At 44.4% G+C, this 16,580-nt stretch carries 19 protein-coding genes; 8 read left to right on the forward strand and 11 right to left on the reverse strand.

The window, feature by feature from the left end:
- Positions 1 to 6: 6 nt before the first annotated feature.
- The 5 genes from pheS to thrS all read right to left on the reverse strand — a co-directional run bounded on the left by pheS (position 7) and on the right by thrS (position 4,202).
- A complete protein-coding gene (gene pheS / locus B143_RS0106945; RefSeq protein ID WP_018122719.1) occupies positions 7 to 1,020 on the reverse strand; it encodes a phenylalanine--tRNA ligase subunit alpha in 1,014 nt (337 codons plus the stop codon).
- 90 nt (positions 1,021 to 1,110) lie between these two features.
- On the reverse strand, positions 1,111 to 1,467 hold the full coding sequence (gene rplT, locus B143_RS0106950; RefSeq protein ID WP_008315421.1) for a 50S ribosomal protein L20: 357 nt from the start codon (positions 1,465 to 1,467) through the stop codon (positions 1,111 to 1,113).
- Positions 1,468 to 1,484: 17 nt separating this feature from the next.
- Positions 1,485 to 1,682: a 50S ribosomal protein L35 gene (gene rpmI, locus B143_RS09875; RefSeq protein WP_081600416.1), complete on the reverse strand. Its 198-nt coding sequence runs from the start codon at positions 1,680 to 1,682 to the stop codon at positions 1,485 to 1,487.
- A 64-nt stretch (positions 1,683 to 1,746) separates the two neighbouring features.
- On the reverse strand, positions 1,747 to 2,265 hold the full coding sequence (gene infC / locus B143_RS0106955) for a translation initiation factor IF-3 (protein ID WP_213398296.1): 519 nt from the start codon (positions 2,263 to 2,265) through the stop codon (positions 1,747 to 1,749).
- Between the two features lie 20 nt (positions 2,266 to 2,285).
- A complete protein-coding gene (gene thrS, locus B143_RS0106960; RefSeq protein ID WP_018122720.1) occupies positions 2,286 to 4,202 on the reverse strand; it encodes a threonine--tRNA ligase in 1,917 nt (638 codons plus the stop codon).
- A 145-nt stretch (positions 4,203 to 4,347) separates the two neighbouring features.
- On the opposite strand from thrS, the gene B143_RS0106965 reads away from it, so the two are divergent.
- The 6 genes from B143_RS0106965 to B143_RS0106990 all read left to right on the forward strand — a co-directional run bounded on the left by B143_RS0106965 (position 4,348) and on the right by B143_RS0106990 (position 9,660).
- Positions 4,348 to 4,752, forward strand: a complete 405-nt coding sequence (locus B143_RS0106965) for a DUF4878 domain-containing protein (protein ID WP_018122721.1) — start codon at positions 4,348 to 4,350, stop codon at positions 4,750 to 4,752.
- A gap of 1 nt (position 4,753) precedes the next feature.
- A complete protein-coding gene (locus B143_RS0106970; RefSeq protein WP_018122722.1) occupies positions 4,754 to 5,350 on the forward strand; it encodes a C40 family peptidase in 597 nt (198 codons plus the stop codon).
- A 41-nt stretch (positions 5,351 to 5,391) separates the two neighbouring features.
- The gene (locus B143_RS0106975) at positions 5,392 to 6,132 is read left to right on the forward strand and encodes a MipA/OmpV family protein (RefSeq protein WP_008315426.1); all 741 of its coding nucleotides are present in this window, start codon (positions 5,392 to 5,394) and stop codon (positions 6,130 to 6,132) included.
- A gap of 142 nt (positions 6,133 to 6,274) precedes the next feature.
- Positions 6,275 to 7,660 (forward strand): aspartate aminotransferase family protein, encoded by a 1,386-nt coding sequence (locus tag B143_RS0106980; protein WP_008315427.1) that lies wholly within the window; start codon positions 6,275 to 6,277, stop codon positions 7,658 to 7,660.
- 72 nt (positions 7,661 to 7,732) lie between these two features.
- Positions 7,733 to 8,806, forward strand: a complete 1,074-nt coding sequence (locus B143_RS0106985; RefSeq protein WP_018122723.1) for a GNAT family N-acetyltransferase — start codon at positions 7,733 to 7,735, stop codon at positions 8,804 to 8,806.
- Positions 8,803 to 9,660, forward strand: coding sequence for an arginase family protein (locus B143_RS0106990; protein WP_018122724.1), 858 nt, complete (start codon positions 8,803 to 8,805; stop codon positions 9,658 to 9,660). Before B143_RS0106985 ends, B143_RS0106990 begins: the two co-directional genes overlap by 4 nt.
- Here the strand turns inward: B143_RS0106990 and B143_RS0106995 are convergent.
- Genes B143_RS0106995 through B143_RS0107010 form a run of 4 tightly spaced genes read right to left on the reverse strand, consistent with a single transcriptional unit; the run spans position 9,657 to position 11,954 of the window.
- Positions 9,657 to 10,070 (reverse strand): DMT family transporter, encoded by a 414-nt coding sequence (locus tag B143_RS0106995; protein ID WP_018122725.1) that lies wholly within the window; start codon positions 10,068 to 10,070, stop codon positions 9,657 to 9,659. The genes B143_RS0106990 and B143_RS0106995 overlap by 4 nt on opposite strands.
- Positions 10,070 to 10,429, reverse strand: coding sequence for a DMT family transporter (locus tag B143_RS0107000; RefSeq protein WP_008315435.1), 360 nt, complete (start codon positions 10,427 to 10,429; stop codon positions 10,070 to 10,072). Before B143_RS0107000 ends, B143_RS0106995 begins: the two co-directional genes overlap by 1 nt.
- Positions 10,426 to 11,253, reverse strand: coding sequence for an alpha/beta hydrolase (locus B143_RS0107005; RefSeq protein WP_008315437.1), 828 nt, complete (start codon positions 11,251 to 11,253; stop codon positions 10,426 to 10,428). Before B143_RS0107005 ends, B143_RS0107000 begins: the two co-directional genes overlap by 4 nt.
- 47 nt (positions 11,254 to 11,300) lie before the next feature.
- Positions 11,301 to 11,954 carry an MtnX-like HAD-IB family phosphatase gene (locus B143_RS0107010; RefSeq protein ID WP_018122726.1) on the reverse strand — a complete coding sequence of 218 codons (654 nt, stop codon included), beginning with the start codon at positions 11,952 to 11,954 and terminating at the stop codon, positions 11,301 to 11,303.
- 170 nt (positions 11,955 to 12,124) lie between these two features.
- Between B143_RS0107010 and B143_RS0107015 the strand changes: the two genes are divergently transcribed.
- Together B143_RS0107015 and B143_RS0107020 are read left to right on the forward strand one after the other, a co-directional pair.
- A complete protein-coding gene (locus B143_RS0107015; protein WP_018122727.1) occupies positions 12,125 to 12,805 on the forward strand; it encodes a winged helix-turn-helix domain-containing protein in 681 nt (226 codons plus the stop codon).
- Between the two features lie 18 nt (positions 12,806 to 12,823).
- A complete protein-coding gene (locus B143_RS0107020) occupies positions 12,824 to 14,161 on the forward strand; it encodes an ATP-binding protein (protein ID WP_018122728.1) in 1,338 nt (445 codons plus the stop codon).
- Here the strand turns inward: B143_RS0107020 and B143_RS0107025 are convergent.
- Complete coding sequence (locus B143_RS0107025) at positions 14,147 to 14,956, reverse strand: tetratricopeptide repeat protein (protein WP_018122729.1); 810 nt, start codon at positions 14,954 to 14,956, stop codon at positions 14,147 to 14,149. The genes B143_RS0107020 and B143_RS0107025 overlap by 15 nt on opposite strands.
- A 52-nt stretch (positions 14,957 to 15,008) precedes the next feature.
- Positions 15,009 to 16,463, reverse strand: a complete 1,455-nt coding sequence (locus B143_RS0107030) for a tetratricopeptide repeat protein (RefSeq protein WP_018122730.1) — start codon at positions 16,461 to 16,463, stop codon at positions 15,009 to 15,011.
- Positions 16,464 to 16,580: the final 117 nt, after the last annotated feature.

Below are 16,580 nucleotides of genomic sequence, written 5' to 3' on the forward strand. Positions count from 1 at the left end.
GGATGACTATTTGAACTGATTGAGGAATCTCAAATCATTCTCATAAAAGAGACGCAAGTCATTCACGCGATAACGCAGCATTGCCAAACGCTCAACGCCCATACCAAATGCAAAGCCTTGATATTCATTTGGGTCAATATTCACAGCTTTTAAGACATTTGGGTGAACCATGCCGCAACCCAAAACTTCTAACCAACCTGTTTGTTTACAAACGCGGCAACCTTCGCCATGACACATCACACATTCAATGTCCACTTCTGCTGATGGCTCAGTGAATGGGAAGAATGATGGACGGAAACGAAGTTTTAAATCCTCTTCAAAGAATTTTTGCATGAACTCAGTCAATAAACCTTTTAAGTCACTGAACGTGGCAGTTTTATTGATCACTAAGCCTTCCACTTGATGGAACATCGGGCTGTGTGTTTGATCTGAGTCAGAGCGATACACGCGACCATAGCCAATCATTTGAATGGGTGGCTTTTGGGCTTGCATCACATGAATCTGAGTGTTTGAAGTATGTGTGCGCAGCAACATATCTTCATTAAAATAGAATGTATCAAACATTGCGCGCGCAGGGTGATGCGCAGGAATGTTCAAAGCTTCAAAGTTGTAGAACGCCGATTCAATTTCAGGGCCCTCTACAGCTTCAAAACCTAAGGAGCCAAAGAGCGATTTGATGCGATTGAGCGTAATGGTGATCGGGTGTGCTGCGCCCATCATTTGACCGCGACCCGGCTGCGTCACATCCACACGTTCAGATTCTAATTTTTCTTGCAACAATGCATCTTCTAACGCTGTTTTTTTCGCCTCTAATGCGCTGATGATTTCTTGGCGAACGGCATTAATTTCAGCCCCTCTAACCTTTTTCTCTTCTGGGCTTAACTTTCCAAGCTCAGGCATTAATGCAGTGATCACACCTTTTTTACCAAAATGCCCAACACGAACGGCTTCGATCTCTGATAAATTTTTGGCATCAGCAATTGAACTTAATGCTGTCTTAAGAATGTTTTCTAGTGACATATTTATATCCATAAAAAAAGGAAAAGTAGCGCTATGCTTACTTTTCCTTTGATAATATCAATCTTGAAGGTTCAGTATCAATACTGACAGTTAAGCTAAAGCTGCTTTTGCTTGCTCTGCTAAAGCACGGAATGCTTCTTTTTCAAATACAGCAATATCAGCTAATACTTTACGATCGATTTCAACGTTTGCTTTTTTCAAACCATTGATGAAACGGCTGTAAGACAAACCACACTCACGTGCAGCTGCGTTGATACGTACGATCCATAAAGAACGGAAATCACGTTTTTTCTGACGACGATCGCGGTATGCATATTGACCCGCTTTGATAACTGCTTGGTTAGCAACGCGATAAACACGTGAACGTGCACCGTAGTAACCTTTTGCTTTCTTTAAAACCTTTTTGTGACGCGCGTGAGCGATAACACCACGTTTTACTCTTGCCATGATCTAAACTCCTTCAATTATGCGTAAGGCAACATGCGGTTAACCATTTTTGTATCTACTTTCTTGATAACAGAAGCATTACGTAAATGGCGTTTACGCTTAGTTGATTTCTTAGTTAAGATGTGGCTACGGTGTGACGCGTGACGCTTAAAGTTGCCGCCACCGTTTTTGCGGAAACGCTTTTTAGCGCCGCTGTTTGATTTCATTTTAGGCATAGTTTTTTAACTCGCATTTCTCAATCAATAATTAAAACAAATAGGAACAAAATAGACGGGTAGATTACTTCTTAGCAGGTGCTAAAACCATAACCATTTGACGACCTTCAAATTTAGGACGCTGTTCAACCACACCATATTCTTTCAAATCTTCTTCAACTCTGTTCAGAAGCTTCATTCCCAACTCTTGGTGAGCCATTTCACGGCCGCGAAAACGCAGCGTGATCTTGGTTTTATCACCATCACTAAGGAAACGGATCAGGTTGCGTAGTTTTACCTGATAATCCCCTTCATCAGTTCCTGGACGGAACTTGATCTCTTTGACCTGGATCTGTTTCTGCTTTTTACGCGCTTCGTGTTGCTTTTTCTGTTGTTCGAATTTGAATTTACCATAATTCATAATTCGGCAAACAGGCGGAGCGGCATTTGGAGAAATCTCCACAAGATCAAGGTCGCTATCATAAGCCATATTGAGGGCTTCCGCAAGTGGAACAACCCCTTTTTGCTCGCCCTCTGCATCGATCAAACGAACCTCACGTGCAGTGATCTCGTCATTTAACCTATGTTCATTCTGTGTGCTAATAACTCTATCTCCATTAAGTATTAATCTTTATTCATTAAGTCGATGGCAGCTTCTAAAGTCATCGTGCCAAGATCTTCGCCTTCGCGAGTTCTCACGGACACTAAGCCTTCTTCTGCCTCACGCTTACCGACAACTAAAAGGTAAGGGATTCGACCAATCGTAGCTTCACGGATTTTATATCCAATCTTTTCATTTCTCAAGTCAATTTTCGTACGGATGTTCGCTTTTTTGAGCTTCGCTTCAATCTCTTTGACGTAGTCGTCTTGATGACTTGTGATCCCTGCCACAAATGCTTGGACTGGCGCTAACCAGAATGGGAAAGATCCTGCATGATGCTCAATTAAAATGCCAATGAAGCGTTCAAATGAGCCTAAAATTGCTCTGTGAAGCATAACAGGACGTTTACGCGTATTATCTTCATCTACAAATTCTGCGTCTAAACGTTCTGGTAATACAAAGTCTAACTGAATTGTACCCACTTGCCAAGAACGGCCAATGGCATCTTTGATGTGGTATTCCACTTTCGGGCCATAGAATGCGCCTTCTCCTGGCAATTCTTCCCACTCAACGCCCGCAGCTTTCAATGCAATGCGTAAACCTTCCTCGGCTTTATCCCACACTTCATCAGAACCCGCGCGCTCTTCAGGGCGAAGGCTCAATTTGATGGCAATGTTTTCAAAGCCAAAGCGATCATACACACTCATGGCAAAACGGTGGAAGTTTTCCACTTCGCTCACCACTTGATCAATGCGACAGAAAATGTGCGCATCATCTTGCACAAAGCCACGCACACGCATAATGCCGTGAAGAGCGCCCGAAGGTTCATTACGATGACATGAACCAAATTCAGCCAAACGTAAAGGCAAATCACGATAAGAGTGCAAACCGTGGTTAAACACTTGAACGTGACATGGGCAGTTCATTGGTTTAACGGCATAATCGCGGTTTTCAGAAGCCGTCGTGAACATGTTTTCACGATAGTTTTCCCAGTGACCCGATTTTTCCCACAAGGAACGATCAACCACCATTGGGGTTTTAATTTCTAAATAGCCTTCTTCTTTTTGGCGCTCACGCATGTATTGCTCGATGATCTGCCAAAGCTGCCAACCATTAGGGTGCCAAAACACCATGCCTGGCGCTTCTTCTTGCAAATGGAACAACTCTTGTGCTTTACCAATGCGACGATGATCACGCTTAGACACTTCTTCTAAGAAGGCTAAATGTGCTTTCAACTCTTTTTCAGAGGCAAATGCCACCGCATAAATGCGCGTCAACATTTTATTGTTTGAATCACCGCGCCAATAAGCACCCGCAACATTCATCAATTTAAATGCAATGTTCGCTTTTTTAATGCTAGGTAAATGCGGACCCACACATAAATCTGTAAAAACATCTTCCCCATTGTCGCCTTGGCGATACAAGGAGATTTCTGTTTGATCCTCTGGCGCACGCGTAATGATGTCCACTTTATAAGTTTCACCGCGCGCGGCAAAGTATTCGATCGCTTCTGCACGTGGGTGCATTTCACGCGTCACATCTAAACCTTCTTTGATGATTTCGCGCATTTTTGCTTCAATGGCAGGCAAATCTTCAGGCGTGATGGGCGCTTTAAAATCGATGTCGTAATAAAAACCATTATCGATGGTTGGGCCAATGGCCAGCAATGCATCTGGATACAAGGTTTTCACAGCACGCGCTAAAACTTGCGCTGCCAATGTGTGACGAACAACCTCTAAACCTTCCTCATCTTTCGGCGTGAGAATTTTGACCGTTGCGTTTCCCGTTATTACCGTGGAGAGATCTTTTTGGGTACCGTCAACAACCATTGCCACAGCGGCTTTTGCAAGACCTGGGCCAATACTTTCTACAATATCAAAACCTGAAACAGGATTTGGGTACTCTCTTTGACTACCATCTGGCAGGGTAATAACAACCATTCAAAACTCCACGGATTGACTATTTAACAAACCATTAATTATATACCATTTAACAGAATAGCGATATATTTGCTGCATATAAAATTAACAACCGTGATATGATGCGCGCTCAGTCATTAATTTTATATACAACGAGTGTCAAAACATGAAAAAAATCCTTTTATATCCTTTGGTTATCTTATTTTCATTCTTCATTGTTGCCTGTTCAGATGACAATTCTCCTGAAGGCATCACCAAGCATTTCATCGAAAGCACCTATAAAGGCGATGCTGAAGCGATGGTTAAAGCATTAGATTTAGGTAAAGATGGCGAAGATCCTATGGTTCAACAAATGATCGTCGGTAAAATGAGCATGGCAGCGGCTGAAGCTAAAGCAAACAGCGAAGCACAAGGCGGCATCTCTAAAATTGACATCAAAAATGTGAAATATCTTAATGACGATCAATCACGCGCCACTGTGAATTTTGTTGTGATATTCAAAAAAGGTGAAGAAGACGCTGGCGACATGACGACAGTGAAAACAGCCAAAGGCTGGAAAATCGCACTTTAAGATGATCATTGCATCATGGATTAAAATCAGTGTTGTGAGCCTCACAGCACTTTTTTTATGCCCAAGCGTCAGTGCGAAAACACTTGCCCTTGGGGACATTGTGCTGCGTACTGGTAATAATGTTGATAGCCTGATCATCCAAAAATTAAGTGGCGGTAGGTTTTCCCACATTGGCATCATTACCGATCTCAATCCTGTGATGGTCACACATTCCACCACCGATGATGATCCGATGCATCTCAATCAAGTGATCACAACGCCACTGCCAGATTTCTTAGCTGCGCACATGGCCAAAGATTATGTGATCATGCGCCCTGCCTTTTTGTCAGAATCTGAACGCGTGCAGTTGAGCCATCACATCAAAAGGCAACTTGGCAGCCCGTATGTGCTCAAAGCACGCACAGAAGAGAATCTTTATTGCACCACGCTCATTGAGCAGCCTTTGATGAGCCTAAAACCTGAGCTTAAGCTCACTTGGCAATCGATTGATGTCGGGCCTTTTCAAGGTCAATATCTGTTTCCCGATGCTTTTTTGCAGCTGCCAAACATGATGATTGTCGATGAGTTTAGCGAAGAGAGAGAAAATTCAGTACAATAACCATAACCCATCATTTTCATCACTTTAATGGAATAATGATTATGTTACTTTCTCGTTTATGCACAATTGCGCTCATCGGCAGCATCGGCAGCGTTGCCCTTGCCGATTCATTTAAACTGGGTGTCTTAGGCGAAATTGATCGCTCACCCTATAAAGGCATCGATCATGACAACAGCGTGCAGCCTTACATCAACTATGAAAGTCCTGTTTTTTACATCGATGGTTTAGAAGCGGGCGTTTATATTCTCCATTCAGATACGCAGCAACTGACATTGGGCGCACTGTATGATCAAACGGGTTTTAAGCCAAAAGACAGCGATGATTGGCGCATGAAGCAACTCAATCGCCGCAAAGAAAGCGTGATGGCAACCCTTGATTACACTTTGATCACAGATTTTGGCGGCTTTGGCGCAACCCTCAATACTGATCTGCTTGGCCGCAATAAAGGCACAACATTTGCCGTCAATTATTCCGCAGCCTTAACGATGCAAGATTTAACCTTAATGCCTGTGGTTGGGCTTGAGTGGCACAATAAGCGTTACAACAACTATTATTACGGCATCAATCACAGTGAATCGATGCGTTCTGGCTTGCCTGAATACACCAGTAAACAAGGTGTTAATCCCTATTTAGAGCTCAATTTAAGTTATCAAGTGACGCCAAAATGGGAAATTATGGCCACCGGCCGTTATGATCACCTGCATAAAAACATTCGCCACAGCCCAATGGTGGATAAAAGCGATTTATACTCATTTCAACTCGGCGTTGCATATGAGTTTTAACCCAATTTTGGGGTCATGTTACAAAAGTCACACACAATCATAATACACAAACCGCACCATATTTCCGATAATGGTGCGGTTTTAGAACAACAATTGGCAACAATAACAATATTTCATTCATTGACAACATGGAGCTTTGCACATGGAAAAACATTCTATCGATGAACAACAATTACTGAAAGATGAAGCGAAATACTGCTCATTTGGCGACACTGTTCACTATGTCAATCCCCCAAAAATTTTCACGGATTGTAACGGCAGCTATTTATATGATGCCAACGATGTGCAATACCTTGACCTTCAAATGTGGTATTCCGCCGTTAACTTTGGCTATAAAAACGAACGCTTAGACAATGTGTTAAAACATCAAATCGACACATTGCCACAAATGGCGAGCCAATATTTGCACCCAACAAAAATCGAATTGGCCAAAGCCATTGCCACCGATATGGAACGCAAATTTGGTAAAGAAGGCCGCGTACATTTTAACGTGGGCGGTTCTCAGTGTATTGAAGACTCCTTAAAATTGGTGCGCAATGCAACGAATGGTAAAAGCTTAATGTTTGCCTTTGAAGGCGGCTATCATGGTCGTACATTAGGTGCATCTTCCATCACATCAAGCTATCGTTATCGCCGCCGTTATGGTCACTTTGGTGAACGTGCACAATTCATTCCATTCCCTTACCCATTCCGTCGCCCGAAAGGCATGACGGCAGAAGAGTATGGCGAACATTGTGTGAATGATTTTGCACGCCTCTTTGAAACAGAATACAACGGCGTTTGGGATCCTAAAGTTAAAGAAGCTGAATATGCAGCATTTTACGTTGAAGCGATTCAAGGCACCGGTGGTTATGTGATTCCGCCACGCAACTTCTTTAAAGGCTTGAAAAAAGTCTTGGATCAATACGGCATTTTATTGGTGGTGGATGAAATCCAAATGGGCTTTTACCGCACCGGTAAATTATGGGCGATCGAGCACTTTGATGTGACACCAGATGTATTAGTATTTGCCAAAGCCTTAACCAATGGTTTAAATCCACTTGGCGGCTTATGGGCACGCGAAGAACTCATCAACCCAGATGTCTTCCCTCCAGGCTCAACACACTCAACCTTTGCCTCTAACCCACTTGGTACTGCCCTTGGTTTAGAAGTGATGAAGATGACCCAAGAAACTGACTATGAAACCATGGTGATGAAGAAAGGGGAACACTTCTTAGAAGGTTTGCGTGATCTACAAAAACGTCACAAAGAAATTGGTGATGTTGATGGTTTAGGTTTAGCGCTTCGTGCAGAAATCTGTACAGAAGATGGCTTTACACCGAACAAACCATTGTTAGATAAAATGGTGGACATCGGTTTAGCCGGCGACTTAGATTGGAATGGTAAGAAAATGGGCTTAGTGCTTGATGTGGGCGGTTACTATAAAAACGTCATCACCTTAGCGCCATCGCTTCATATTTCAACAGAAGAGATTGATCAAGGTTTAGCCTTATTAGATCAATTATTAACACGCGCTAAAAATAGCTAATCATTGACGCGTTTCAGATGGATCATAAGTCACTTATGATCCATTTGCATTGTAGAACCATCAACAAGGGGGATGACAGTGCAGTACCTCACACAATTAGAACCTGATTCACTCATCAGAGCCTTTGAGCAATCTCCGCCCTACCATTTTGTGGTGCAAACGGACGTGCCCAATGTGCCTGCCTTTCGCGCACCCTTTAATCTATTGACCACGCTTGAGGCCGATGCCCTTAAAAAAATTGCGCGCCTGCCACTCCAAAAGCTGATCCACCGGGCACTGACGTGGCAAACCACGTTTATTGGCACCACAGTGTCTGAATATTGCTTAATCGGTGATGACGATGCCACACAAATCGCTCGCGCCATTCGTGCTGCGTATGGTCAAAAAACCGCACTCACCATTGTCAAAGACATTCCGAATCAGTCGCCCCTATTGAGTGATGAGGCCAACCAAAAAGCCGCTGAATTAAAAGCCGCATTGATGGCAGAAAATTTCATCACACTCTCTGGCCAAGCCTTAGCATGGGTGCCAATTGATTTTAAAAACTCAGAAGAATACATCGCGCGCCTCTCTAAATCCCGCAGAAAAGACATGCGCCGCAAACTCAAAAGTCTTGCGGACATTGAGATTCGCGAAATCAAAACCGGGGATGCCATCTTTCAAGATGACGCCATCCTCAATGAATATTATGATCTGTATCTCAATGTGTTTCATCAAAGTGAGATCCATTTTGATCAACTGAGCCGTGAATTTTTCAAAACCATTTTGCAAGATGCACAAAGTGGCGGCATCATTTTCACCTATCATCACAATGATCAATTGATTGGGTACAACATCTGCTATGTGCTCAATCAGCGCTTGGTGGATAAATATGTAGGCTTTGTTTATCCTGCAGCGCGCGAACACAATTTGTATTACCTCAGCTGGTTTTACAATTTAGATTATGCCGCACAGCATCAATTGACCCATTACATTGCCGGTTGGACGGATCCGCAAATCAAAGCGTATCTTGGTGCCCAGTTCACCTTCACAGAACATGCTGTGTACATTAAAAACCCAATGTTGCGTGCCATTTTGAGCCGCTTGAGCCGCTATTTTGAGAGTGATCAAAAAACTTTGGATCAACTCAATCAGGAGAACCCATGAAAACACCATTGATTCTCGACTTTGATCACAGCGTATCGCTTGAACACGCCACAACGATTGATTTATCGAGTTGGCAAGAAGCCATCCGCTTTGGCTCAAGCCTGAAAACATATCAACAATTGAGCCACTATTTAGCGCGCATTTTGCCATCTAACTATGGCACCGTTTTCATGGGCAGCGGCGATTATCATCACATCAGTACGCTATTGATTGAGCGTATGCCCATCAATGAACCTTTTGATGTGGTGATCTTTGACAATCACCCTGACAACATGCGTTTTCCCTTTGGCATTCACTGTGGCTCATGGGTGGCGCACATTGCAAAATTACCCCAAGTGCATCACATTCATGTGTTGGGCATCACCTCAAATGACATTGGCATTGCCCATTCATGGGAAAATCATTTGCGCCCACTTTATGGCGATAAACTCACTTATTGGTCCATGAAGGTCAATACGCGCTGGGCTCAATGGATGGGGCTGAAAAAATCGTTTCAATCCTTTGAGACAAGTGATGATTTGATCAATACATTTTTGCAAACGCAAGCGAACAGCACGCGCCCTGTTTATCTCTCGATTGACAAAGATGCATTGAGTGATCAGGTGGTGCAAACCAATTGGGATCAAGGAATTTTAGAGGCGCACCACATGATGGCGGTGATTGATGCGATCAAACCCCGTTTGATCGGTTCGGATGTCACGGGAGATGTCTCTGAATACACGTATCAAACCGGTTGGAAACGCTTATTGAGCCGTTTAGATCAACAAGCGCCCATTCCTTTAGACAAACTCACAGCATGGCAAGCGACCCAAAACGCCTTTAACCAAAACATTTTAGATCGCTTAATTCCTTAATCGGCGGAAGTTTTTGCTTTCTCAGCTGCTTCGAGCGCCATCGCTTGTTTTTCTGCAAAGGCCAAACAGATGATGCCAATCACAATCAAAAGCGCCCCTAAAAATCGCCCAAACGTGATGTGATCATTAAAGAGCCAAATGGAGACAATCATCACCGTGACCACTTCCATGTGGGCAGCCGCAAATGCAGGACCAACGGGCGCATGGCGCAGCAATGTCATCCATGCTAGAAAGGTGACAATGTAACCAAAGATCGCCACATACACCCAAACATTCGTAAAGACGCGCACCACCCAATCCATGCTCATCGCTAAAGGTTCTGCGGCCGTTGCCGCCAATTTAAAACTTGTTTGCCCTAAGGTGTCAAAGAGCAACAAAATGCCAAAACCAATCAAATAGAATTTTTTCATCAGAAGATCCCCACAATGGCAACGCCAGCTGTGATGAAGGCAATGCCAATCACACGCAGCGGAATGAGTTTTTCATTGAACAATAAGCGCCCTGCAATCATGATGGTGATGATGTTCATCGCCGCAAGCAACACGCCTTTTGATAAGGGCACCAACGTTAAAAATGCCAACCACAAAAAGAATTCCACAATGTAGGCAATCACGCCAATCCACAGCCATTTTTGACGCAACAATCCTTGCCAATAGCTCGCCATGGTGTCATTTTTCGTTTCGATGGTGGCCGCGTATTTAAAAGCAATCTGCCCTAACGTATCAAAGGCAACATTTGCGATCCATAAAACAAAGATCAATCCGGTCATAATTCTCCTTGTACCACTCGTTCTACAAAGTCCACTGATTGCTCAATCACCACTTTGCGCTCACGGTCAATGGTGATGAGGTGATAGCTGTCATCTAATGGAATGAATACCGTCGGGCCGCTGACATTTTTCTCAATCACGCGGGCATTGGTATTGATGTTCGCAATGTCATCATTGCTTGAATGCATGATGAGGCATGGCGCTGTGACTTTAGGCAGATTTTTACGTACATCTCTCGCTAACCACTGCATCTCTGCCAATGCTGGGTATGGATTGCTCGCTAAACCTGCAGATGCAGCATCGCCGCCTAACATGCTGTCTGACACCACTTTTCGGATTTTCTCATCTTTTAAGCCATAAGGGGGCTCTTCAAAAAAGGCTTTGTGCTGAAAAATGCCGAGTTTTTTAAACCAGGTTAAAAGGAAAAATAGATGCTTGGCATAAAACGGCAAGCTCCAACCATCGTAACGGAAGGTTGTGGCATAAGTCATCACGCCTTTGATCATATCAGGGCGCTCTTCTGCCAATTTCAGGGATAACACTGCGCCCATGGATAAACCTGCCACAAATAGATGATCAACTTTATCATTTAATAATTCTGCGGCCGTTTCAACGCTTTGATACCAATCTTGCCATGTGGTTTTGCACAAATCGGCTTCTGTGCCGCAATGGCCAGCAAGCTGCATTGCATACACTGTAAATCCTGCTTTATTGAGTCCTTTGGCAATGATGCGCATTTCATTCGGCGTTCCTGTTAAACCATGAATCAATAACACGCCAATGTTGCGATCACCTTCGAGCATAAAGCTCACATCTTCAATCATACTTCTACTCTCTTTTCTCTATTATCTATCTGTGTATTGATGTTTAATCATTTTAGCAGCGGCGCGACGTGGGGCAAAATGTCCGCAAATTCTGTAATGGCGTGATGAGGCAATCCATGTTTATCACAATAATGGATGAGTTTGCCTTTTGCATAGACAAAGTCGATCACATGGGAGACACAAAAGTCTGAAGTGCCATCGCCCACATACAGCACTTGATCATAAGTTTGATACAAAATGTCCGCTTGATGACATTTGCAATTGCCGCTCTGTTTCTTACAAAATGTGGTGGCATACGGAAATTCTAAGTGCCAAGCTTCATCCCCATCATACACCAAGTGATTGGCAATGATCGGCACATTCGTGATGCCATGGCGCTGTAAAATATAGTCAATCGCGTAATCTAAACCATCGCTGACGATGGCAACGGGTACTTCAGCTTTGGCCATTGCCTGCAAAAAATCTACAAATGTGGGATCAATCGCAATGGTGTCTAAACATGCATTGAGCGCCGCTGTATCGGCTTTAAGCAACGCAATTTGCCCTTTCATGCACTCAAGTGAGCCGATCATACCAGCTTCCCACGCGGCTTCTAATTCATCACATCCCGCTTGCCCAAAATGTTCGATCAATGTGTCGGTGACATCTTTGAGGCTGATGGTGCCATCAAAATCACACAAAAAAATGCTGCTGATTGTCACAAGTAATTGTCCTATTTGAATAATAATTGTGCTGTATTATCCTAAAAAATCCGCCAGCTGTTGTGATTGTTCTGTGTAGTTTGTGTAACCATTCATCAGCGAGAGCATATCGGTGATGTGCTATACTCAATGGATAACATGACGATAAATCATCGAGTACGAGAAACATTATGTCTAAACATATCCTCATTATAGAAGATGATACACGGCTTGCAGCATTGACCAGTGAATACTTACAAATGCACGGCTTTACCGTGACGTGCCATGCGCGCGGCGATACAGCTGAAGCCACGATTTTACATTTATCACCGGATTTGGTGATTTTAGATGTGCTATTGCCAGGTAAATCAGGCTTTGACATCTGCCGCGATGTGCGCCCTTTTTACACGCAGCCCATCTTAATCTTAACGGCGAGTGAAGATAACATTGACGAAATCATTGGGCTTGAGCTTGGGGCGGATGATTATTTAACCAAACCTGTAGAACCTCGCCGCTTATTGGCCCGCATCCGTGTATTGCTGCGCCGCCAAGTGCCGAATCATCCACAGCGCTTAGTGTTTGGTGATTTAACCATCGATGGCAGCAATCGCACCGTGCAAATCGCCCATGAGCTTTTAGATTTCACCACGGCGGAATTTGATCTTTTATGGTTACTTGCGAGCAGAGCGGGCACCATTTTAACACGCGATGATCTGCTCAATGATCTGCGTGGCATTACATTTGATGGTGATGATCGCTCGATAGATGCAAAAATCTCCCGCGTGCGCAAAAAGCTACAGGAAGATCCGGACAATCCCACGTGGATCAAAACGGTGCGCGGTAAAGGTTATCTCTTCACCCTAGATAATTAAATGTTTCATAAGGATCGCATGGGCAAATCACAACAATATTCTCAGCAGCCATCCCTCACTTCACGCATCATTTTGTATTTACTCATCATGCTTGTGGCGCAAAGCATCATTGTATATGGCGCGCTCCATATTTTTGTGGCATTGCCCCACGAATGGACGGGGCTCAGTGAAGATTATGAGTTCTATCAAAAAATGCTGGGCGAAAGCGCAAAGCTGCTCGCAGAGCAATTCACTGGCGACCCTATTCATGATCAAGAAGTCGTTAATACCATCGCCAATCGCTTTAACTTCAATGTGGAGATTCTGCCGCTTGGCACTGAATTATCAAGTGACGTTTTAGCCCAATTCAACGGGGATAATTTAGCTTATGATGATCGCTTAAATACGCTCTATCTTCGTTATGGTCCGAATGCCCAATTGCTGCAAATTGGTCCGCTTGCCAACAATGACATTTTAGATGCGGACACTTCTGCCCTGCTCATTTTTATTTTGGTCTGTTCTGTGGTCAGCGCTTTGATCTTTGTCTGTTTGCTCTTTATGGCACTGCTGCCCTTATGGCGAGATGCCATGCGCCTACGTTCAACGGCAGCCCAACTCACCATTGGTGATCTCTCTGCCCGTGCACCTAAAGCCCACAGTTGGTTATTTAAAACACTGACAGAAGTGGTCAATACCATGGCAGATCGGCTCGATCAACAAGTGCGCAACAGTAAAATCATTTTCCATGCCATGGCGCATGAACTACGTACTCCGATTGCGCGCCTGCGTTTTGGGCTCACCATGATGGCAGAGTCAGACAATAAAGAGGCATTTAACCGCCAATTGCCCGGCATTCATCATGATCTAGAGGAGCTCGAAGCCCTCATCAATACCAGTCTCAACTTTTTTAAAATGCAGCAGCAAGATGTCTTGCCCAATAAGCAACCGGTGGACATCGTCACATGGGCACATCAATTGTGTGATGCCCTCTCACCCATGAAGCCACACCATGTACGGGCAACATTAGCGATTGAGGATACGACCTTTATGCTTGATCAAAAATTGGCCACCATCGCTGTGAATAATTTACTGCTCAATGCCTTTAAATACACATCAAGCCGCGTGAAACTCGCCATCTTCACGGTGGATGATGAATTACACATCGCCGTCAGTGATGATGGCGCAGGCATCCCAAAAGAGGCTTATGATGAGATTTTCCGCCCATTTTCCCGCTTAGACAACAGCCGCACACGAGAAACCGGCGGCCACGGCCTTGGGCTTGCGTATGTGGAACTCATTGCCAAATCCCATCAAGGCGCCATTGAAGTCAATAAGAGTGAATGGGGCGGCGCAAAGCTCACATTAATCTTGCGCTGATTGTTTCAAATAAAGCTCAGCCCATGCGTGTGCCGTATCATTCCATTCAGGTTGGATGCTACTCAAATGGGCACGCGCTGCTGCTAAATCACCTTGCGCTTGATAATGTTTACCTAAATTCAATTGTGCCTGCCCAAAGCACCATGCTTGATCCTCAAGGGCAATCGCTTGCCAATGGCGCACAGCGTCTACCATATTGCCCTTTGATTTTGCCAAATCTGCCAAATAGAGTTGTGCCCAAGCAAAGGATTGTGCATCATCTTCTCGATGAATGGCACGCCAATAATGTTCGGCTTTCTCTAGGTTACCGCGCTGCTCTTCTAACTCACTTAAATGGAAAAGCGCTTTGGCATAGCAATTGCGATCCCACTCGGCATCAATTGATTGCCAATGGTGAATCGCTTCAGCTTCATGACCGCGATCAAGCGCAAGCTCGCCTAAATTGAGCTGCGCGCGAGCATAACAAGTGGCATCCCAATCTAATGCAATGGTTTGCCAATAATATTCTGCGCCTTCTAAATCGCCCGCAGATTCTGCCAAATCCCCAAGATAAAGCTGCGCCACCGCATAAATGGGTAAGCTCCAACTCATCTCAATCATGCGCCAGGCCACAAAGGCAGATTCTGCATCATGAGCTTTCGCATGCGCCATGCCAAGCAACATATAACGGCGCGCAGAATCAAAGGGAAATTCAGTCTCTAAATCACTCAATAGTGCAATGGCATCAAAATATTTCTCTTCATGCAATAAAGCTTCAGCGCTGTTTAAACGCTGATCAACGGTAGAATTTTGCATCTCTCTCTCCTTAAATGTTGGCGATGATTTTACGTGATTTTAAGCCCAAGCCCTAATGCTCACGCAAGAATGCATAATATGGATAACAATACCACGCATCATCATCGACATCGCACTTCATCAGTTTGGCAAAATAGATACCCTTTTCTGCATCAAAATGCTCCCCATATTCTTGATCTAAATAGAAAGACAACAACTCATGCTTGACAGTGACATCGTCTGATGTTGCAACCCCTTCCTGCAAATGTAGCGCTTGTTTAAGATCTTGTGCCACGCCTTCACCATTAATGTAATATCTTGATAAGCGCATCATGGCTCGTGGATACCGCCCAGCGGCAGCTTTTTTCAAAAACATCAATCCTTGTTGCTGCATGGTGGGATCATCAATCATTAAAGCATCAATCGCCACATTGTATTGCCACTCTGGGGACTGAATGCGTTCATACAGCGCATGTGCTTTGTCTGCATTTTGCGACACAATCGTACCCATTTCATATAATCCGCCTAAATGATAAAGGGCGGGATCATGGTTGAGATTCGCCGCCTTCTCCACAATGCTCAACATTTGCTGCTGCATCGCCACATCATTTTGACTGAAGACATAACCACTCAATGCTTCATACGTTTTCATCAATGCTGAAGGATCACTGCTGTTCACTATATTGGCTAAATGCGTGGCCAACAATGCTTGATGTTTCGGGGCAACGGTTCGGATTGTGCCATTGATCGTAGTGGTTTCTGTCAATAAGCGCTCTAATGCATCAACGTTACCCGCTTCGGCGGCGCGCTCAAGCCACGTATAAAAACGCTCCTCATCCATCTCACTGCCATCATTTAAAGGATTGAGGTAATACCAATCCGGGCTCCATGCAAAGAGTGACATTAAGCGATCAATTGCAGGGGCGCCGCCCATTTTAGCGGAGGACTCAAACAAAGCATCAGCTTTTTTAAGATCCATGGGCACAATTTCCCCCTCTGCATATAATATGCCAAGCATGCGTTCTGCATTGTAATTTCCTGCTTGAGCGGCTTTTTCTAACACAGCGAGAATGTTTTGATCTGTTTCTTTAGATCGCATGTCAGCTTCCACATTAAAATATTGCACGCGCGCCCATTCATACGCAGCATCGGTTGAGCCCAATGCCATCGCGGCTTGCAGTGCTGCCATGCCCGCTTGATATGCGTCATCCATGCCTTCGGCTTGCTGAAAGTGTGCATGTGCCAAACCCATCCACCCTTCTGCATTGTTTTGCTGAGCGGCGGCACTGAACCACTGCTCCCCTGCCAGATAATCCGCATGACTGCACAATGTATCGGCGTCACACTCCACATATTCACGGGGCGTATTGTCTGCAAGGCACTGCCCATAACGCACTTGATCGGCTGCATTGCCAGCATCAGCCGCAGCTTTAAGACTTGCACACTCAGTCAGTGCGACGGCTGAGGCATATCCACCCAGCACAAGCGTGATCGACAACATTAAACCACTGATTTTAATTAATTTCATGACCTGATTCCAATAAAAATGACCATTGATTATCCATGAAATCAATGGTCACCGATAGCGCTTTTGATGGATTTTTTGTATAAAAAAACCGAGCTAAGCTCGGTTTAATTTTATCGC

The organism is Wohlfahrtiimonas chitiniclastica DSM 18708 (assembly GCF_000375345.1).
GTDB classification, from domain to species: Bacteria; Pseudomonadota; Gammaproteobacteria; order Cardiobacteriales; family Wohlfahrtiimonadaceae; genus Wohlfahrtiimonas; species Wohlfahrtiimonas chitiniclastica.